This is a genomic window from Ramlibacter sp. (assembly GCF_050250995.1).
Lineage (GTDB): Bacteria > Pseudomonadota > Gammaproteobacteria > Burkholderiales > Burkholderiaceae_C > Ramlibacter.
Genome location: NZ_JBFWNP010000004.1, coordinates 105,509 through 123,877 on the forward strand (window position 1 = coordinate 105,509; position 18,369 = coordinate 123,877).

The window sequence follows — 18,369 nt, forward strand, 5'->3', positions numbered from 1 at the left end:
ATCCCTTTCGCCAATTCACACCCCAGGAGTACGCCATGACCCTTTCCCGCCGCCACTTCATCGCCGCCGGCAGCGCGTTGCTCGCACCGTTCGCGCACGCCCAGGCCGCTACCACCCTCGCGCAGATCCGCAGCAGCGGCGAACTTCGCATCGGCTGCGAAGCCGCCTACGTGCCCTTCACCTTCCGGCAGGACGGCAAGATCGTCGGCTACGACGTCGAGCTGGCCGAGCTGATCTGCAAGTCGCTCGGCGTGAAGCCGAACTTCATCGACACCGCCTGGGCCGGCGTCATCCCGTCGCTCTATGCGAAGAAGTTCGACGTGGTGATGAGCTCCATGAGCTACACGAAGGAGCGCCTCGAACGCGTGGCCTTCAGCGTTCCCTATGCCGAGGCCTCTCAGTCGATGCTCGTGCGCGCGGCCGACGCGGACAAGATCAAGTCGGCGAACGACCTCAACGGCCGCGTGCTCGCCGTGAAGCTCGGCTCGCCGGGCCAGATCCTGCAGGAGAAGATCAATGCGGGCCTCAAGAGCGGCGGCGGCGCCGGCTTCAAGGAACTTCGCACCTTCGACGACCACCCGGCCGCGTACGTCGCGCTCGCGCAGGGCCGCGTCGACGGGGTGCTCAACACGCTGGCCACGCTCGCCATGGTGCTGAAGGATGCGCCGGGCCGCTACGCCATCGTCAAGGGCCTCGGCGCCGACAACTGGGCGGGCATCGCCGCGCGCAAGGAAGACACCGAGATCGTGGCCTTCCTCAATGCCGAGATCGCGAAGCTCAAGGCCGACGGCAGCATCTACCGGCTGCAGGAGAAGTGGTTCGGCTTCCGCATGAACCTCGCCGACAAGATCCCCAGCTTCGCCTGAGCGACGACGATGGTTTTCGACTGGACGCTGGTGCAGAAGGCGCTCCCTTTGCTGGGAACGGGCCTCGTCACCACCCTCAAGATCTGCTCGCTCGCCATGCTGCTGGGGCTCGTCCTCGGCGGCGCTCTCGGGCTGCTGTCGATGTCGCGCATCGCGGTGCTGCGCTGGGGCGTGCGCGCGTACGTCGACTTCGTGCGCGGCACGCCGCTCCTGATCCAGATCTTCCTGGTGTACTTCGCGCTGCCGGTGATCGGCATCAACCTGCCCGAGTTCTGGGCCGGTGTGCTCGCGCTCGGACTGAACGCCGCGGGGTTCATCGCGGAGATCGTCCGTGCGGGCGTCGGTGCGGTGGAGAAGGGGCAGACCGAGGCCGCGCGTTCCATCGGCATGCGGCACTCGCAGATCCTGATCCACGTGCTGCTGCCGCAGTCGCTGCGCTCGGTGATTCCGCCAGCGACCAACGAGCTGATCACGCTCGTGAAGGGCTCGGCGCTGCTGTCGGTGATCTCGGTGTACGAGCTCACGCGGGCGGGGCAGGCGATCATCGCCGTGCACTTCGCGCCGTTCGAGATCTTCCTGCTGATCGCCCTGTATTACTACGTCACGGTCTCGGTGCTCGCGTGGTTCTCGCGCTGGCTCGAGCGCCGTCTTCCGGTCTGGTGACGATCCGAATGACACTTCCCCTCCTGCGCGCCGAGCGCATCGCCAAGACCTTCGGCACGCGCCAGGTGCTGCACGACGCATCGCTGCACGTCGACGAAGGCGAGACCGTCGTCATCATCGGCCCGTCGGGCTCGGGCAAGACGACGCTGCTGCGCTGCCTGAACTGGCTCGAAGTGCCCGACGACGGGCAGGTGCTGCTGCGCGGCCAGCGCATCGGCTTCGACCACGCCGGCCGCGCGCTGCCCGAGTCCGCCGTGGCGAGCCAGCGCGCGCGCATCGGCTTCGTATTCCAGCGCTTCAACCTGTTCGCGCACCTGTCCGCGCTCGACAACGTCGCCCTCGGGCCGCGCATGGTGCTCGGCCTCACGCGCGATGCCGCGCGCGAACGCGCGCTGAAGGAGCTGGATCGCGTCCACCTCGCCTCGCACGTCGACAAGCGGCCGAGCCAGCTCTCGGGCGGGCAGCAGCAGCGCGTCGCGATCGCGCGCGCGCTGGCCATGCAGCCGGAGCTGATCCTCTTCGACGAGCCCACGTCCGCGCTCGATCCCGAACTCGTGACGGAGGTCGTCGACGTGATGGCCGAGCTGGCACGCGGCGGCATGACGCTCGTCGCCGTCACGCACGAGATGCGCTTCGCGCGCGAGGCCGCCGACCGCGTCGTGTTCGTCGACGAGGGCCAGGTGGTCGAGCAGGGCCCGCCCGAGCAGATCTTCGGCGCGCCGACGCAGGAGCGCACCCGCCGGTTCCTGGGCCATCTGCATGCCTGACGCGACATCCGAATCCATGACCGACACCACCCAACCCTTCGACCTGCTCCTCACCGGCTTGACCGTCGTCACCGTCGACGACGCGATGTCGGTGCTGCACGACGCCGTCCTCGGCATCGACGGCGGACGCATCGCGTTCGTCGGCGGCGAACCGCCGCCGCGTCCCGCGCTGCGCACGTTGCACCTGCCCGGCCGCGTGGCCTGTCCCGGCTTCGTGAATGTCCACACGCACGCGATCCTGACCATGGTGCGCGGCGTCGCCGAAGACCTCGGCTTCGCGCCCGCGTACACCCCGGGCATTCCGCACGGCCACGATGTGACGCCCGAGGAGGCCGTCGCGCTCGGGCGGCTCGGCACCGTGGAGGCGCTGCTCTTCGGCTCGACGCTCATCAACGACACGTACGTCCACGCCGACATCACGATGCCGGAGATGGCGGCGCTCGGTGGGCGCGTCTACAGTTGCGGGCGCATCCACGACGCGGATTTCTCGCTCGTGGGCGACGGGCGCTGGGAGCATCGTGACGACTTCGGCGATGCGACGCTCGGCGAAGCGGTGGCGCTCGCGGAACGCTGGCACGGCAAGATGAACGGGCGCTGCGGCGTGCAGCTCGCCGCGCACGCGCCCGATACCTGCTCGGACGCGCTCCTGCAACGCATCGGCGAGACCGCGCGCGCGCTCGACCTGCGCGTCGCCACGCACCTGGCGCAAAGCCGCACGGAAGTCGAGCAGGTGCAGCGCCGCAGCGGCCGCACGCCGGCGCAGCTGCTGGAGGACGTGGGGCTGCTGAACGACCGCCTCATCGCCGCGCACTGCATCCATATGGACAAGGTCGACATCGCGCGCTGCGGCAGCGCCGGCATCCACGTCGCGCACGTGCCCAAGGGCAACGCCACCGGCGCGACCATCGCGCCGACCGCGGCCCTGCGGCGCGCCGGCGCGAACCTCGCGCTCGGCACGGACAACATGCATGCCGACATCGTGGAGGCGATGCGCTGGGCGCTGGCGGTGGGACGCATCCAGGAAGGCCGCGTGGGCAGCGACTGGCAGCCGGCCGACGTGCTGCGCATGGCGACGATCGACGGCGCGCGCGCGATGGGACTTGACGATCGGATCGGTTCGCTCGAAGTCGGCAAGCAGGCGGACATCGTCGTGTTCGATTTCCGCCGCCCGCACCTCGTGCCCTGCGAAAACGCGCTGGGCAACCTCGTCCACGTCGCGCAGGGCCGCGACGTCGAGCACGTGTTCGTCGATGGCGAGCAGGTCGTCGAGAGCGGGCGGCCGGTGCGCGCGGACCTCGACCGCATCCTCGCGGATGCGAACGCGGCGAGCCGCGCGCTCTGGTCCCGCGCGCGGGAGAGCGTGCAGTGACGGCGCGCGATCTCGAAGGCTACCGCTGGAACTATCCGGCGTTCCGCTGGCCCGGCGACACGGGGCTCGCCGTGTCCTTCGTGCTCAACGTGGAGGAGGGCGCCGAGCTGTCGCTGTCGTCCGGCGACGAGCGCAACGAGTCCCGCCACGAGGTGAACCACGAAGTCGTCGGCGCGCCCGACCTGTGCATGGAGAGCCAGTTCGAGTACGGCGCGCGCGTGGGCTACTGGCGGATCACGCGCCTGCTCATGGAGGCCGGCATTCCGCTCACGCTCAACGCGTGCGCGCGGGCGCTGGAGGCAACGCCCTGGATCGCGCGCGATGCCGTCCAACAGGCCTTCGAGGTGTGCTGCCACGGCTGGCGCTGGGAGTCGCACGCGGGCATGGACGAGGCGCGCGAGCGGGCCTTGATCGCGCGCTGCGTCGAGACCATCGCGCGCCTGACGGGCAAGCCGCCCGTGGGCTGGCACACCAAGTCGTCGGCGTCCGCGAACACGCGCCGGCTGCTCGTGGAGCAGGGCGGCTTCCTCTACGACAGCGACGCGTACAACGACGACCTGCCGTATTGGCGGAAGGTCGGCGAACGCGCGCATCTCGTCGTGCCCTACGCCTTCGACACCAACGACATGCGCTTCTTCGACAATTTCGCGTACGTGCGCGGCGACGACTTCGCGGACTATGCGATCGATGCGTTCGAGGCGCTGCGCGCGGAAGCCAGGCACGCGCCGAAGATGATGTCGATCGGCCTGCACACGCGCATCATCGGCCGGCCCGGGCGCATCGGCGGGCTGAAGAAGCTGGTCGACCACATGCGGCGCGCCGAGGGGGTGTGGATCGCCACGCGCGAGCAGATCGCGCGGCACTTCATCGCGGCGTGTCCGCCGCCTCGACACGCCGCGCCATGAAGATCCTGCTTGTCAATCCGAACACGACGCAAGCCGTCACCGATCTCGTGCTGCGGACCGCGCAGGCCGCGGCGCGCGAGGGGACGGCGTTCGAGGCCGTGACCGGGACCTTCGGACCGGAGATCATCGGTTCGCGCGCCGAGAATGCGCTGGCGACGCATGGCGTGCTGGAACTCGTCGCGCGGCATGCGGCCGGCTGCGACGCCGTGGTGCTGGCCGTCTCCCTGGACACCGCCGCCTGGGCCTGCCGCGAGCTGCTGCCGATCCCCGTGGTCGCCATGACCGAGGCGGCGCTGCACACCGCGGCGCTGCTCGCGCCGCGCTTCGCCGTGCTGACGTACGGAAAGCGGCTGGTGCCGGTCTACCAGGAACTGGTCGCGGGCTGCGGGCTGTCGTCGCGGTTGAGCGCGGTGAACGCGGTGGACGTGACACCGCAGCAGAGCTTCACCGATCCGGAGTTCGTGCTGGCCGAAGTGCGCGCGGCCGTGCTCGGCCTCGTGGAGGGCGGCGCCGAGGCCGTGGTGCTGGCAGGCGCCGCGATGGCGGCCATGGCCCATCGCCTGCAGCCCGACGTGCCCGTGCCCCTCCTCGATGGCGTGGCCTGCGCCGTCGGCTTCGCGGAGATGCTCGCGACGCTTCGCCCGCCGCGCGCACGAACCGGCAGCGTCAGCGGCACGGGAGGGCGCGCGGTGAACGGCGTGAGCGCGGAACTGCAGGCGCTGTTCATGCAACGGTAGCGGCGGCGCGCCCGGTCGGCTCGACCGCCGGCTGCCCCCACAATATTCGCCATGATCCTCGCGGTCTTCCTCGGCTTCCGCAACAACGTCGCCGACGACCGCTACTGGGAGGTGCGGAGCGTGCTGGCTCGCCTTGGCGCACAGGAGTTGCCACCGCCGCTGGCCGCCGTCGATTCGCGCCTCAGTTGAGAATTCCGGCAGTGCGCATTAGAATAGAATCGTGTTCTGCAGAATAGAACAAGATCGTTCAACGTCCTGGAGGAGCGCGACTTGACCCTTGAACAGGGAGCCCACGTGCGGGTCAACGGCATCCGGCAGCACTACCTGCGCTTCGGCGACGGCGGGCCGGGCCTCGTCATCGTGCCCGGGATCGTGAGTCCGGCGATCCTGTGGCAGCACGTCGCCCGACGGCTGGCGGCGAATTTCGCGTGCTACGTGCTCGACGTGCGGGGCCGCGGCTTGTCCGAGGCGGGTCCGCAACTCGACTACGGTTCGGCGGCATGCGCTCGCGACCTCCTGGAGTTCGTCGGTGCGCTCGGACTTGTCCGGCCCACTGTCATCGGCCACTCGATGGGCGCGCGCATCGCGGTGCATGCGGCGGCGCGGTCGCCCGACGCATTCGGCTCGCTCGTTCTCGTCGATCCGCCCACGAGCGGCCCCGGCCGCCGCCCGTATCCGATCCCGAAAGCGCGCACGCTGTCGTTGCTGTACGCCGCAACCCGCGGCGAGGCGATGGCCGCGATCATGGCGAGCCCCGCCAAACCCTGGCCCGAGCCGCTGCAGCAATTGCGGGCCGAGTGGCTCTCGACCTGCGACGAGCGCGCCGTCCACGTCGCGTACGACGGCTTCCATGCGGACGACCTGTTCGCCGATCTTGCACGCACGACCGCGCCCGTGTCGCTGATCGCGGCAGGCGAGGGCGGCGTGATCTCCGACGAAGACATCGCCGAGATGCGGACCCTGCGCACCGACCTGCACGCCGTGCGCGTGCCGGGCGTGGGCCACCAGATGCAGGCCGAGGACTTCGACACGTTCGCCCGCGTGCTCGACGAATGCCTCCGCCGCCAACCCAACGCTCCAAGGAACGCCCCGTGAAAGTCGATGCCGAGATGCTGGACCTGTTCACCCGCGAGCTCGTGCTCTGCGGCGTGAAGCCGGGCGAGACCGTGGTGGTGCTCACCGCCGACGACGAATGGGCGGAGAACGCGCACGCGTTCATGGCCGCCGCGGGCAACCTCGGCGCGACGACCTTCAACCTCAACGTGCGGCGCGGCCAGCGCAATGCCGTCGGCGTGCAGGGTCGCCATCCGCTCGTGGGCAATGCGCTCGCGATGCAGACGCTCAAGGCCGCGGGCCTGGTGATCGACATGGTGGGCCTGCTGTTCTCGCGCGAGCAGGCCGAGATCCAGGCGGCGGGCGTGCGCATCCTGCGTGTGATGGAGCCCTTCCACGTCCTCAAGCAGATGTTCCCGACCGAGGACCTCGCGCGGCGCGTGGAGTTCGCCAAGGGCCTGCTCGAGAACGCGAAGCAGCTGCGCTTCACGTCCGATGCAGGCACCGACATCGTCTACAAGCTCGGGCAGTACCCCGTCATCTCGGAATACGGCTACACGAACGAGCCGGGCCGCTGGGACCACTTCCCCTCCGGCTTCTCGTTCACGCAGGGCAACGACGGCGAGATCGACGGCACCGTGGTGCTGCAGCCCGGCGACATCCTCTGCGCCTTCAAGCAGTACGTGCAGACGCCCGTGACCCTGCGCGTCGAGAAGGGCATGGTCGTCGCCATCGAAGGCGCGGGCATGGACGCGCAGCTCATTCGCAGCTACATCGAGAGCTTCCACGACCCGCGCGCCTACGCGATCTCGCACATCGGCTGGGGCCTCAACGAGAAGGCGCGCTGGTACCAGTTCTCCGTGTCGCGCCAGTTGCCCAGCGAGCACGTGATGAATGCGCTCGCCTTCTACGGCAACGTGCTCTTCTCGCTCGGCCCCAACCTCGAACTCGGCGGCACGAACGACACGGCGTGCCACCTCGACCTGCCGATGCGACGCTGCAACCTGTGGCTGGACGACCTTCAGATCCTTCGCGAGGGCGAGGTCGTCCACCCGCAGATGCGGGTGGAGCGCCACGCCTGAGCGCGCCGGCGATCAGGACGCGAACGAGGCGCCCGGCGGCTCGGGCCGTTCCAGCGGCGAGGCATCGCCGCCGAGCCGTCGTGTGAGGTCGGCCGCGGCGCGCAGCAGTGCTTGCGACATCGAGGGAATCAGCTCAGCGGAAAAGCGCGCGGCCGGACCCGAGATCGCGAGCGCGCCGCGCAGGCTGCCTTGCGTGCCGAACACCGGCGCCGCGATGGCGGCGATGTCCGCCTCGCGCTCGCCCACCGTCACGATGTAGGGCTGCGCGGGAAAACTCTCGGGCGGCGTGAGCGTCTGGTCGAAGCTCGCCAGCACGCGGCCGGCCGCGCCGCGATCGAGCGGCAGCAGGTCGCCGGTGCGGATGTGGTCGCGGATGGATCGCGGCGAGTCGATGCGGAACAGGCACACGCGCAGGTTGCCCTCGCGCGTGAAGAAGGACGCGCCCTCCTCGGTTTCCTGAACGAGCCGGCGCAGGATCGCGGGCACGTGGTCGTCGAGCCGCAGCGCCGTCTGGTAGAGCCCGCCCCAGTGCAGCAGCATCGAGCCGAGCTGGTAGCTGCCGTCGTCGAGCCGCACGAGGCAATGCTCCTGCACCAGCGTCGCGATGAGCCGCAAGATGGTGCTCTTGTACATGCCGGTGCGCAGCGACAGCTCGTTGAGCGTGAGCGAGGTGTCGCCCGCACGAAACGCGTGGAGGATCGCGAAGGCGCGCTGCACGGCCGCGACGCCGCCGCTTTTCTGTTCTGTGTCGGTCTCGGCGGGCATGAAGGGGCTCGGTCTCGCAAAATCTGCTTGACATTGTAGCGTACTGTCAGACAGAATGCAGTTCTTCTACACGGAACTCTATTCGAGGACGTGAAGATTTGAATCGCCAGCCCACCCCTCACAGGAGTCCCATCGCCATGCGTTTCTGGAAGAACTTGCTGCTGCTGTCCGCCTTCTGCCTCGCCGGCGCGGCCCATGCACAGACCTATCCGAGCGGCCCGATCACGATCGTCGCGCCCTATCCTCCGGGCGGCGCGACCGACCTGTACGCGCGCTCGCTGGCCAATGGCCTGGCGGAGATGGGCCAGTCGGCCGTGGTGGACAACCGCGCGGGCGCGTCCGGCATGATCGGCGCGGACTACGCGTCCAAGCGTCCCGCGGACGGCCACACCTTCCTGATCGGCGCCTCGTCCATGTTCTCGGTGCTGCCGCTCTTGAGCGACCGCATGAAGGACATCTACAAGAACATCGAGCCGGTGTCGCTGCTCGGCTTCAATCCCTCGTACGTCGTCGTGCCGGAGTCGCTGCCGGTCAACACGATCCAGGACCTCGTGGCCTACCTCAAGGCCAACCCCGGCAAGTTTGGCTACGCGTCGGCCGGCAAGGGCACGTCGCAGCACGTGTTCATGGAGCTCTTCAAGCAGCGCGCGGGCGTCGACCTGTTCCCGGTGCAGTACAAGGGCAGCGGCCCCATGGTGATCGACCTCATCGCCGGCCGCACGGTGATGGCCATCGAGCAAGGCCCCGCCGTGCTCACGCACATCAAGTCGGGCAAGCTGAAGGCGCTCGCGGTGACGACGGCCAAGCGCGCGCAGGCCATGCCCAACGTGCCGACGCTCGCCGAGACGGTGCTGCCCGGCTTCGAGGCGGTCACGTGGTTCGCGCTCTACGCGCCCGCCGGCATGCCCAAGCCCGTGCTCAACCGCGTGGTGCCGCAGGTCGCGAAGACGATGAACTCGCCCGAAGTGCGCGAGCGGCTCGCCGCGGTCGGCGTCGAACCGACCGCCAGCACGCCGGAAGAAGTGGCGCGCCGCCAGGCCGCGGAGACGGCGATGTGGCGCGACGTGATCGCGCGCTCGAAGATCGTGCTCGAAGACTGATTCCCCACGCGCCGCACGACCTCGACGCGAGACCTCGACCATGCATTCGCCCCCGCATCCGCCGCCGAACCAGGAGCCGCGCGCCGATTACCTGCAGAAGGTGACGGGCACGGCGACCTTCGCGAGCGACGTGGAAGTGCCGGGCATGCTGCACGGCAAGGTGCTGCGCAGCACGGTGCCGCACGCGCGCATCCGCGGCATCGACGCGAGCGCGGCGCTGGCGATGCCGGGCGTGGTCGCGGTGCTGACTGGCGACGACCTCGCGAACCTGCCCGGCTCCTCGGTGCGCTGGGGCCTGTCGCTGCGCGACCGGCCCGTCATCGCGCAGGGCAAGGTCCGCTACGTCGGCGACCCGGTCGCGGCGGTGGCCGCGGTCGACGAAGCCACGGCCATCGAGGCACTCGATGCGATCGCGGTCGACTATGAGCCGCTGCCCCACGTGACGACGGCGAAGGAAGCGCTCGCGGCGGACGCCCCGCTCGTCCATGACGACATGGAGACGCTGAAGGACTTCTACTTCCGCGGCGAATGCGCGCCGGTGACCGGCACCAATCGCTTCCAGCAGTGGAACTACGAGAGCGGCGACGTGGCCGCGGCCTTCGAAAGCGGCGCCGTGCGCGTGTTCGAGGACACGTTCACCTTTCCCATGGTGTTCCACTACGCGATGGAGCCGCACGTCTGCGTCGCGCACTGGAAGCCGGGCTCGCTGGAAATCTGGAGCGGCGGACAGACGCCCACGGCGATCCAGCGCGTGTGTTCGGAGATCCTCGGCGTGCCGCTCGCCTGCGTGCGCGTGCATTCGCCCTACGTGGGCGGCGGCTTCGGCGGCAAGGCCTCGGTGAAGATCGATCCGCTGGTGGCGGCGCTGTCGTGGAAGGCGCGCGCGCCCGTGCGCGTGTGCCTCTCGATCGCGGAATCGATGCTGACCTGCCGCCGGCTCGATGCGGAGATCACGCTCAAGACCGCCGTGAACGCCGAGGGCCGCATCGTGGCGAAGGACGTGCGTGCGGTGCTCAATGGCGGCGCCTATGCGGACACCGGCCCGTCGATCGCGGTGAAGGCCGCGATCCGCGCGATCGGTCCGTATCACATCGCCAACCTGCGACTCGAAGCCGTCGGGACCTACACGAACACGGTGCCGGGCGCGGCCTTCCGCTCCATCGGCGGACCGCAGGCCGTGTGGGCGACCGAATCGCAGATGGACATCATGGCCGCCGCGCTCGGCCGCGACCCGGTCGAGTTCCGCCTGCTCAACATGGCGCAGGTGGGGCAGACCATCAAGCCGGACCTGCGGCCGCTCGACGTGGACATGCGCCGGTCGCTGCGCGAAGCGATTCGCGCGCTCGACGGCCTGCCCGAGGTGGCGCGTGCCGGCAAGCGCGGGCGCGGCGTCGCGGTCGGCGCGAGCGACCCCGGCATCGTGCCCGTGGGCGGCGCCATCGTGCGGCTGCGCGCGGACGGCTCGGTCAACGTATCGGCCAACACGGTGGAGATCGGGCAGGGCAGCCGCGGCGTGCTGCGCATCGTCGCGAACAAGGTGCTGCGGCAGCCGCTGCGCATGATCGCGGTCGCGGAGCCCGACACCTTGCAGGCGCCCTACGACTGGGGCACCGGCGCGAGCCGCTCCACGGTGATCGTCGGGCTGGCCGTTCAGCTGGCCTGCGAGGACGTGGTGCGGCAGGTGACGGAGACCGCGGCGGACGTGCTCGGCGGCGCGCCCGGCGACTATCGGATCGAAGAAGGGCGCATCGAAGGACCCAGCGGATCGATCGCGTTCATCGAACTCCTTCGCCGATTCAACGGCATGGCGGCGGGCGAGTTCCTCGGGGTGGGACGCGTGAACGCCAACACGAAGAACGGCGCGTTCAAGCTCGCGCCCCTGTTCTGGGAGACCGGCTCGAACGCCTGCGAGATCGCGCTCGACGAAGGCACCGGCGCGATCCGCGTCCTGCGCGTCGGCGGCGCGGCCGACCTCGGCCACGTGATCAACCGCAAGGCCGCCGAGGGGCAGGACGAAGGCGCGATGGTGATGGGCCTGGGGCACACGCTGTCGGAGGAGTACGTGTACGAGGATGGGCAGGTGGTGAACGGCACGCTGTTCGACTACAAGGTGCCCAACATCGAGGACGTGCCGCTGCATGTGGGAACCTCGCTCATCGAAAGCGGCGACGGACCGGGCCCCTTCGGCGCGCGCGGCGGCGGCGAGGGCGCGATCCTGCCCGTGGCGCCCGCGGTCGCGAACGCGTTGTACCAGGGCTGGGGCATCCGCATCAAGGACCTCCCGCTGACGCCCGAGCGCGTGTGGCGGGCGCTCCAGGCCGCGAAGCAAGCCGGCCGCAACGACTGACAAGGACATTCATGGACTTCCGAATCGACGCCGTCCTGCCGGCGACCGCGGCGCAGCTCTGGGCCATCTTCTTCGACGTGCAGCGCGTGGCGACGCTGATTCCGGGGTGCGAGAACGTCGTGGAGGTCGAGCCGCTGAAGGAATTCTCGGCGGTGATGAAACAGAAGATCGGCCCGTTCAAGCTCGAAGTACCCACGCGCATCGTCGTCGAGTCGCACGAGGTCGAGCAGCAGGTGGTGCTCGTCGCGGCGGGCGCCGACCGGTTCACGGGCACGACGATCGACGTGCGCTTGAAGGTCGATCTGGAAGAGTTGCGTGGCGCGAGCGGTGCGCAGTGCCGGCTTGGCGTCGACGCGAGCATGCAGGTCGCGGGTCGGCTCGCATCTCTGGGCTATCCGATCGTGAAGAAGCGTTCGGAGGAGCTGTTCGCGGAGTTCGAGCGCAGGTTGCGCTCGGAACTTTCCGGGGTGGGGGGCGCGCAGACTCAGCCGCGAGCGGACGTCGTCGCTCCTGCCACCGTGCCGCAACCGGCGCCCGCGCTGGCGCCCGCGGCAGCGCCCGTCACGGCCCAGGCGCGATCCCCTTCCCTGCCGGTGACCGCATCGCGCCCCGGCCGCATCGAGCTCGTCCTGGTCTGGCCGCGCGTCGGCATCAGCGTCCTCACGGGCATCGCGGTCGCGCACGGCGCCGTCGCCTTCGGCCAGTCGCCGTGGTGGTGGCTCGTCGCGCCGCTGCTCGGTGTCGCCGCCGGGCTGGACCGCCGGAGGGACTGATGCGGCCCGCGCAGTTCACCTTGCACCGGCCGCAGAGCCTGGCCGCCGCGCTGGCGCTCAAGGCGGAACTCGGCGACGCGGCCGCGTTCCACGCGGGCGGCACCGAGCTGCTCATCGCGCTGAAGGCGCGCGTGCTGCGCTACGAACACGTCATCGACATCAAGCGCGTGCCCGAGCTGAACGGCATCCGCTTGCGTTCGGACGGCACGCTTTCCATCGGCGCGCTGTGTACGCATCACCGCATCGCGAACGACGAGACGGTGCGTGCGATGCTCCCCGGCTACGCCGAACTCAGCGAGCACGTGGCGAACATCCGTGTTCGCGTGGCGGGCACGCTCGGCGGCGTGCTGTGCTTCGCGGAGCCGCATGCCGATGCGCCGACGATGCTGTGCGCGCTCGATGCGTGGGTCGTCCTCGCCGGCGTGGACGGCGAGCGCGACGTGCCCTCGCGCGACTTCCACCTCGGCGAATTCGCCACGGCGAAGCGCGACGACGAACTGCTGGTGTCGATCGAGGTCGCGCCGCAGTCCGAGGGCACGCGCTCCGCCTACCGATGTTTCGGCCACACCGAGCGGCCCGCCGTCGGCGTCGCCGCCGTCTGGTCCACCGACAATCCGCAGCGCCTGAGCCTGTGGGCCGGCGCGCTCACGGCGGCGCCCGTGCGCCTGGCGCGCGCGGAAGCGGCCGCGAGCGAGATCGCGCCCGACGCGCCGCGCGCGGACGTGTGGGCCGCGCTGCGGCAGGCCGTGGCCGAGGACGCGCAGTCCATCGCCACCCACGACGACCTGCATGGCGGCGCCGACTACAAGCGCCACCTCGTCACCGTGCTTGCGCAACGCGCGCTGGAGGCCTGCCTGCCATGAGCAATCCCATTCGAGAGGTCCCGCTCCTGCGAGTGGACATGCGCGTGAACGGCGCGCCCACCGAGGTCGAGGTGCAGCCGCGCGACCTGCTGATCGACGTGTTGCGCGACCAGTTGCGCCTGAAGGGCACCAAGCGCTCCTGCGACGTGCAGGTCTGCGGCGCCTGCACCGTGCTCGTCGACGGCCTGCCCGCGTCGAGCTGCACCACCCTCTGCGCCGACGTGCACGAGCGCGAGGTCACCACCATCGAAGGCCTTGCGCAGGGCGGCAGGCTCGACCCGGTGCAGCGCGCCTTCATTGCGCACGGCGCGCTGCAGTGCGGCTTCTGCACGCCGGGAATGATCCTCGCGGTGAAGTCGCTGCTCGCGCACGACGCGCACCCGTCGGAAGAAAAGATTCGCCACTGGCTGCGCGGCAACCTCTGCCGCTGCACGGGCTACGTGAAGATCCTCGAGGCGATCCTCGATCTCGTGAACAACCCCGCAAACTTCGCATCGGAGTCACCATGACAGATTCGCAACGAACCGCCGGCACGCGCCCGCACGTCATCATCGCCGGCGCCGGCATGGGCGGCCTCACGCTTGCGGCGGCCCTGCTGAAGAAGGGCATCGCCGTCGACGTCTACGAACAGTCGCCCGAACTGCGCGAAGTCGGCGCCGGCCTCTGGATCTCGGCGAACGGCAGCCGCGTGCTCGACGCCCTGGGCCTGAAGCAGCAGCTCGAGGCGATCAACCTGCCGCCGCTCGACCGTGTCGTGCGCTTCTGGAAGACGGGCGAGGAGCGCTCCGTCTACAACGTCGACAAGTCCTCGCCTTCCGCCATGGCCGCGCAGGCGGCGCAGCAGCCCAAGGCCGACCACACGCTCATCCAGGTGCTGCGCGCCGAACTGCAGCGCGTGCTGTTCGAGGCGGTCGAAGCACTGAAGCCCGGCACCGTGCATTTCGGCGTGCGCTCGGTCGGCGCCGAAACCGCGAACGGCCGGGCGCGGCTGCTGCTCGAGGACGGCAGCGCGATCGAAGGCGACGTCGTGGTGGGCTGCGACGGCGCGCACTCGCGCGTGCGCCAGTCGATCTTCGGCCCCGCGCCCGCGCGCTACACCGGCGCGAATGCGTGGCGCGGCCTCGCGCCCATGAGCAAGCTCAAGCCACAGCACCGCAAGCCGCTCGCTTCGACCTGGATCGGGCCGACCGCGCACGTGACGACCTATCCGGTGCAGCGCAATGGCGAGGAGTTCGTGAGTTTCTCCGCGCAGGTCGACAGCGACACGTGGCAGACCGAGTCGTGGTCCGAGCGCGGCGAGCTTTCCGACGCGCTGAAGGACTTCGAAGGGTGGCATCAGGACATCCTCGACCTCTTCGTCAATTCCGAGAACCTGTTCCGCTGGGGCCTCTTCGTGCGCGATCCGCTGGATGCCTGGTCGAAAGGCCGCGTCACGCTGGTCGGCGATGCCTGCCACTCGATGACGCCGTACCTGGGCATGGGCGTGAACGTCACGATGGAAGATGCCTACGTGCTCGCGCGCTGCCTCGCCGAATCGCCCGAGGACGTCGAGGGCGCGCTGAAGCGCTACGAGAATGCGCGCATCGAACGCACGAACCGCACGAAGGCGAGTTCGCTCGCCATGCTGCCCATCTTCCACAACCCGGCGCTCGCGACGAGCGAGACCGCGTGGCCCTACATCGAGAAGCAGTGGTCGTCGCAGGCCGTGCGCGAGCGCTACGACTGGCTGCTCGCCTACGACGCGACGACGGTGGAGATCTGACGCCATGGCCGCAGTGATCGAACGCGATGCGCGTCCGTGGGACGGCATCATTCCCGAGGAAGAGCTCGAGATCTACCGGCGCGCCGGCTGGGGCCACCCGACCGGCCTCGGCCGCTGGCCCGCGCTGCTCGTGATCGACGTGCAGTACCGCTCGATGGGCGAATCGCCCCTGCCCATCGCCCAGGCCATCGAGACCGCGCCCACGAGCTGCGGCGAATACGGCTGGCGCGCCGTGCCGCACATCGCGAAGCTGCTCGCCGTGTTCCGCGAACTCGGCGCGCCGGTGCTGTACCCGCACGTCGCCCCGAAGTCGCCGCACGACCGGGGGCAGTTCGAACTCAAGGTGCCGGGCGTGATGGACGTGCCGCGGCGCGGCTACGAATTCGTGGCCGACGTCGCGCCGCGCGCGGGCGATATCCTCATCCCGAAGTTCCAGGCCAGCGCCTTCCACGGAACCGCGCTCACGAGCTACCTCGTCGGCCTGGGGGTCGATACGGTGATCGTGACGGGTTGCACCACGAGCGGCTGCGTGCGCGCGACGGTGGTGGATGCCTGCGCGCTCAACTTCAAGGTCGTCGTGCCGCAGGACGCGGTGTACGACCGCTCGCAGGTGTCGCATGCGGTGAACCTGTTCGACATGGCGAGCAAGTACGCGGACGTGCTGCCGGCCGCCGAACTGGCGCAGCGGCTGCGGACGCAGATCGCGCCCAGGCGCTGAGCGGGCTGGGACAGGCTCAGGGCCGTTCGTACGAGAGCATCTCGACCGTCACCCGCTTCGATCGCGGATCGTTCGCGAGGAAGACGCCGGCTTCGCGTTTCGATCCGCCGGGCAGGTACTGCAGCTCGACCTCGCGTTCCTCCGGCTCCGCGCCCGGTTCGCCTTCGACCGTGAGCTTCAGCTTCAGGCGCGCAGCAGGCGCCGGGCCGTCGTTCTTCACCGAAACCCGCGCCACGAATCCGCCGCCCGAGGCCTGCACGCCGTCGACCGCGGCGACGGGCTGCGGCACCGCATCGTCCGCGCCGCGCGCGTGCAGCAGCAGGAAGGCGATGCACGAGGCGACCAGCAGCAGGCCGATGCCGGCAACGATCCATTCGGTGAGCGGCGGCGCCTGGCCTTCGGCCTGCCCATCGCCGTCGCCATTGCCGTCGTCCTTGCGTTCGCGATCCCGTCCCATGCGCGCCCCCGTCAGAGAATCAGTCGCGCGGCCGCCGCGCCGACGCCCGCCGGAAAGCCGAGCACCGCGATGGTGTTGAGCCCTTCGGCCGCCGACATCCCGCCGAGCGTGCCGAACGTCCACAGCACGTACGCGCACAGCAGCAGCGCGATCGCGTAGCCGGGAACCGTGAATCGCAGCGCGACGCTCCAGGCCGGTCCGCGGTCGATCTCGCCGTGGTGGCCCGTGAACGAAACGCCGTACACGAAGGCATGCATGAGCGCGAGCGTCGCGAGCATCAGCATTGCGGCCTGCAGCGGCGACAGGCGAACGCCGATCAGCAGGATCTCTTCGGTCGGCGCGAGGTTGAAGGCGAGGAAGAGGGCGCCCGCGCCCATCACGAACAGTTCGGCGGCGTAGCTCGCGACGCCGCCGCGCACTTCCCTGTCCTCGCGGTTGTCGCCCAGCATCGATTGCGCGAGCAGCGCGCCGATGCTCGCGGGCACGGCCTGCAATGCGATCTTGCCGACGATCTCGCGCGCGGACATCCCGCCCTCGAGTTGTCCCAGCACGGCCAGGATCGCGGCCGAGGCGACGAAGCCGACTGCGTAGGCCACGAGCGCATCGAGGACGTCGTCGCGCCAGCTGAAGGTCTTCTCGAAGCCGGCGTGCCACGACAGGGCGACGAGCACGGGGAAGAAGAGGGCGAGAAGCAGTGCGAGCTTTCCGTCGTCGACGTTGAAGCCGAGCGCCCACATCTCCATCGTCATCAGGATCGGCAGGCCGAAGATGATGGCGCCCGCGAACGCGCGCGCGAGGCCGCGGCCGAACTGGCGGTTGGCGTCGGCGGCGTACAGCGCGGCTTGCATGGATGGGATTGAAGCTCCGCGGTGACGGCGCTCGTGTAGGACGCGGCCGTTTGCCGTGGCCGAGCACGCTACGATGCCGCTTCGTCCATGCCCAAGCCTACCTCCCGCCGCCCCCCGGCCGGCCGTGTCGTTGCCGTCGCCGCCGCATCGAAACACGCCTTCTCCAAAGTCGCCGCCACCGACATCGCGCTGGTCGAGGGCCTCGGCGTCCTCGGCGATGCGCACAGCGGCGCGACCGTGAAGCACCGCTCGCGCGTCGCGCGCGATCCGACGCAGCCGAACCTGCGGCAGGTTCACCTGATCCACGCCGAGCTGCTCGACGAACTGGCCGGCAAGGGATTCGACGTCGCACCGGCCGCGCTGGGCGAGAACATCACCACCCGCGGCATCGACCTCCTGGCGCTGCCGACCGGCGCCGAGTTGCAGATTGGCGCTACCGCCGTCGTGGAGGTCACCGGCCTGCGCAACCCCTGCTCGCAGATCGAGCGATTCCGGCGCGGCCTGCTCGCCGAAGTCGTGGACCGGGACGAGGACGGCGGCGTGATCCGCAAGGCGGGCGTGATGGGCGTCGTGCTCGCGGGCGGCATCGTGCGTGCGGGCGACGCGGTGGCGGTGCGGCTGCCGGCGCAGCCGCATCGGCCGCTCGCTCCCGTCTGACAAGTCGCGAGCGGTACCGGCTTCTGGTACCATCTCGTTCGATGAGGCGAAAGCACCAGCGCACCCTCGAAGCTGTATTGCGCATCCCACCAGCTCGAACGTGCAATGGCGCGACGTCGAGGCTTTGTTCCATGAGTTGGGCGCGGAGATTTCCGAACGCGAAGGCAGCCGCGTTGCGGTGTTCCTGTTCGACGAGGTGCGGGTATTCCACCGGCCTCACCCCTCTCCCGACACGGACAAGGGCGCGATCGCCAGCATTCGGAAATGGCTCGAGCAACACGGAGTAATGCCATGAATGCCATGAATGTCATGACCGTCGACGGGTTCACGGCGAAGATCGAGTACGACGCGGATCTCGATCTGTTCCGGGGAGAAATCCTGGGGCTGAACGGGGGTGCCGACTTCTATGGCAAGAACCCCCGGGAGCTTCGCGCCGAATTCCGGAGGTCGTTGAGCGTCTTCCTGGAGGTTTGCCGGGAAAAAGGAATCGAGCCGCGGCGGAACTACTCCGGAAAGTTCAACTTGCGGATTCCACCGGACCTGCACGAGCGTCTCGCCATCGTCGCGCAAGCGGAAGGCAAGAGCATCAACGCGTTGGCGCAGGAGGCGCTGCAGCAACGGATCGCCGCGCCGTGAG

The 18,369-nt window shown here is 69.6% G+C and carries 22 protein-coding genes; 19 read left to right on the forward strand and 3 right to left on the reverse strand.

The window, feature by feature from the left end; genetic code table 11:
• Positions 1 to 35: 35 nt before the first annotated feature.
• The 9 genes from AB7E83_RS05820 (at position 36) to AB7E83_RS05860 (ending at position 7,442) form a co-directional block, all read left to right on the forward strand.
• The gene (locus tag AB7E83_RS05820) at positions 36 to 866 is read left to right on the forward strand and encodes a transporter substrate-binding domain-containing protein (RefSeq protein WP_428566401.1); all 831 of its coding nucleotides are present in this window, start codon (positions 36 to 38) and stop codon (positions 864 to 866) included.
• A 9-nt stretch (positions 867 to 875) separates the two neighbouring features.
• Positions 876 to 1,529: an amino acid ABC transporter permease gene (locus tag AB7E83_RS05825; protein ID WP_428566403.1), complete on the forward strand. Its 654-nt coding sequence runs from the start codon at positions 876 to 878 to the stop codon at positions 1,527 to 1,529.
• Positions 1,530 to 1,537: 8 nt separating this feature from the next.
• Positions 1,538 to 2,296 carry an amino acid ABC transporter ATP-binding protein gene (locus AB7E83_RS05830; protein ID WP_428566406.1) on the forward strand — a complete coding sequence of 253 codons (759 nt, stop codon included), beginning with the start codon at positions 1,538 to 1,540 and terminating at the stop codon, positions 2,294 to 2,296.
• Positions 2,297 to 2,312: 16 nt separating this feature from the next.
• Positions 2,313 to 3,665, forward strand: coding sequence for an amidohydrolase family protein (locus AB7E83_RS05835; RefSeq protein WP_428566409.1), 1,353 nt, complete (start codon positions 2,313 to 2,315; stop codon positions 3,663 to 3,665).
• Positions 3,662 to 4,570, forward strand: coding sequence for a polysaccharide deacetylase family protein (locus AB7E83_RS05840; protein WP_428566412.1), 909 nt, complete (start codon positions 3,662 to 3,664; stop codon positions 4,568 to 4,570). The genes AB7E83_RS05835 and AB7E83_RS05840 overlap by 4 nt, the downstream gene beginning before the upstream one ends.
• Entirely contained in the window at positions 4,567 to 5,307 is a 741-nt protein-coding gene (locus tag AB7E83_RS05845) for an aspartate/glutamate racemase family protein (RefSeq protein WP_428566414.1), read from the forward strand. Before AB7E83_RS05840 ends, AB7E83_RS05845 begins: the two co-directional genes overlap by 4 nt.
• Before the next feature lie 51 nt (positions 5,308 to 5,358).
• Positions 5,359 to 5,496, forward strand: a complete 138-nt coding sequence (locus AB7E83_RS05850) for a hypothetical protein (RefSeq protein ID WP_428566417.1) — start codon at positions 5,359 to 5,361, stop codon at positions 5,494 to 5,496.
• Between the two features lie 81 nt (positions 5,497 to 5,577).
• Positions 5,578 to 6,402 carry an alpha/beta fold hydrolase gene (locus AB7E83_RS05855; RefSeq protein ID WP_428566419.1) on the forward strand — a complete coding sequence of 275 codons (825 nt, stop codon included), beginning with the start codon at positions 5,578 to 5,580 and terminating at the stop codon, positions 6,400 to 6,402.
• Positions 6,399 to 7,442, forward strand: coding sequence for a 2,5-dihydroxypyridine 5,6-dioxygenase (locus AB7E83_RS05860; RefSeq protein WP_428566421.1), 1,044 nt, complete (start codon positions 6,399 to 6,401; stop codon positions 7,440 to 7,442). The genes AB7E83_RS05855 and AB7E83_RS05860 overlap by 4 nt, the downstream gene beginning before the upstream one ends.
• 12 nt (positions 7,443 to 7,454) lie before the next feature.
• Here AB7E83_RS05860 and AB7E83_RS05865 read toward each other — a convergent pair whose 3' ends face one another.
• A complete protein-coding gene (locus tag AB7E83_RS05865) occupies positions 7,455 to 8,207 on the reverse strand; it encodes an IclR family transcriptional regulator (protein ID WP_428566424.1) in 753 nt (250 codons plus the stop codon).
• A 137-nt stretch (positions 8,208 to 8,344) separates the two neighbouring features.
• Between AB7E83_RS05865 and AB7E83_RS05870 the strand changes: the two genes are divergently transcribed.
• The 7 genes from AB7E83_RS05870 to AB7E83_RS05900 are packed head-to-tail and all read left to right on the forward strand — an operon-like array spanning position 8,345 to position 15,770.
• Positions 8,345 to 9,307, forward strand: coding sequence for a Bug family tripartite tricarboxylate transporter substrate binding protein (locus tag AB7E83_RS05870; RefSeq protein ID WP_428566427.1), 963 nt, complete (start codon positions 8,345 to 8,347; stop codon positions 9,305 to 9,307).
• Positions 9,308 to 9,347: 40 nt separating this feature from the next.
• Positions 9,348 to 11,654 carry a xanthine dehydrogenase family protein molybdopterin-binding subunit gene (locus AB7E83_RS05875; RefSeq protein ID WP_428566430.1) on the forward strand — a complete coding sequence of 769 codons (2,307 nt, stop codon included), beginning with the start codon at positions 9,348 to 9,350 and terminating at the stop codon, positions 11,652 to 11,654.
• A gap of 11 nt (positions 11,655 to 11,665) precedes the next feature.
• On the forward strand, positions 11,666 to 12,427 hold the full coding sequence (locus AB7E83_RS05880) for a CoxG family protein (RefSeq protein WP_428566433.1): 762 nt from the start codon (positions 11,666 to 11,668) through the stop codon (positions 12,425 to 12,427).
• On the forward strand, positions 12,427 to 13,290 hold the full coding sequence (locus tag AB7E83_RS05885; RefSeq protein WP_428566436.1) for an FAD binding domain-containing protein: 864 nt from the start codon (positions 12,427 to 12,429) through the stop codon (positions 13,288 to 13,290). Before AB7E83_RS05880 ends, AB7E83_RS05885 begins: the two co-directional genes overlap by 1 nt.
• A complete protein-coding gene (locus tag AB7E83_RS05890; RefSeq protein ID WP_428566439.1) occupies positions 13,287 to 13,799 on the forward strand; it encodes a (2Fe-2S)-binding protein in 513 nt (170 codons plus the stop codon). The genes AB7E83_RS05885 and AB7E83_RS05890 overlap by 4 nt, the downstream gene beginning before the upstream one ends.
• On the forward strand, positions 13,796 to 15,052 hold the full coding sequence (locus AB7E83_RS05895) for an FAD-dependent oxidoreductase (protein WP_428566441.1): 1,257 nt from the start codon (positions 13,796 to 13,798) through the stop codon (positions 15,050 to 15,052). The genes AB7E83_RS05890 and AB7E83_RS05895 overlap by 4 nt, the downstream gene beginning before the upstream one ends.
• A gap of 4 nt (positions 15,053 to 15,056) precedes the next feature.
• Positions 15,057 to 15,770 (forward strand): isochorismatase family protein, encoded by a 714-nt coding sequence (locus tag AB7E83_RS05900; RefSeq protein WP_428566443.1) that lies wholly within the window; start codon positions 15,057 to 15,059, stop codon positions 15,768 to 15,770.
• Positions 15,771 to 15,786: 16 nt separating this feature from the next.
• Here AB7E83_RS05900 and AB7E83_RS05905 read toward each other — a convergent pair whose 3' ends face one another.
• Both AB7E83_RS05905 and AB7E83_RS05910 read right to left on the reverse strand, forming a co-directional pair.
• A complete protein-coding gene (locus tag AB7E83_RS05905; protein WP_428566444.1) occupies positions 15,787 to 16,227 on the reverse strand; it encodes a hypothetical protein in 441 nt (146 codons plus the stop codon).
• Between the two features lie 11 nt (positions 16,228 to 16,238).
• Positions 16,239 to 17,075, reverse strand: coding sequence for a TIGR02587 family membrane protein (locus AB7E83_RS05910; RefSeq protein ID WP_428566447.1), 837 nt, complete (start codon positions 17,073 to 17,075; stop codon positions 16,239 to 16,241).
• An 87-nt stretch (positions 17,076 to 17,162) separates the two neighbouring features.
• On the opposite strand from AB7E83_RS05910, the gene AB7E83_RS05915 reads away from it, so the two are divergent.
• The 3 genes from AB7E83_RS05915 (at position 17,163) to AB7E83_RS05925 (ending at position 18,368) form a co-directional block, all read left to right on the forward strand.
• Positions 17,163 to 17,732, forward strand: a complete 570-nt coding sequence (locus AB7E83_RS05915; protein WP_428566450.1) for an MOSC domain-containing protein — start codon at positions 17,163 to 17,165, stop codon at positions 17,730 to 17,732.
• Positions 17,733 to 17,832: 100 nt separating this feature from the next.
• Positions 17,833 to 18,027, forward strand: coding sequence for a type II toxin-antitoxin system HicA family toxin (locus AB7E83_RS05920; protein ID WP_428566453.1), 195 nt, complete (start codon positions 17,833 to 17,835; stop codon positions 18,025 to 18,027).
• Positions 18,024 to 18,368, forward strand: coding sequence for a type II toxin-antitoxin system HicB family antitoxin (locus AB7E83_RS05925; protein WP_428566455.1), 345 nt, complete (start codon positions 18,024 to 18,026; stop codon positions 18,366 to 18,368). The genes AB7E83_RS05920 and AB7E83_RS05925 overlap by 4 nt, the downstream gene beginning before the upstream one ends.
• Position 18,369: the final 1 nt, after the last annotated feature.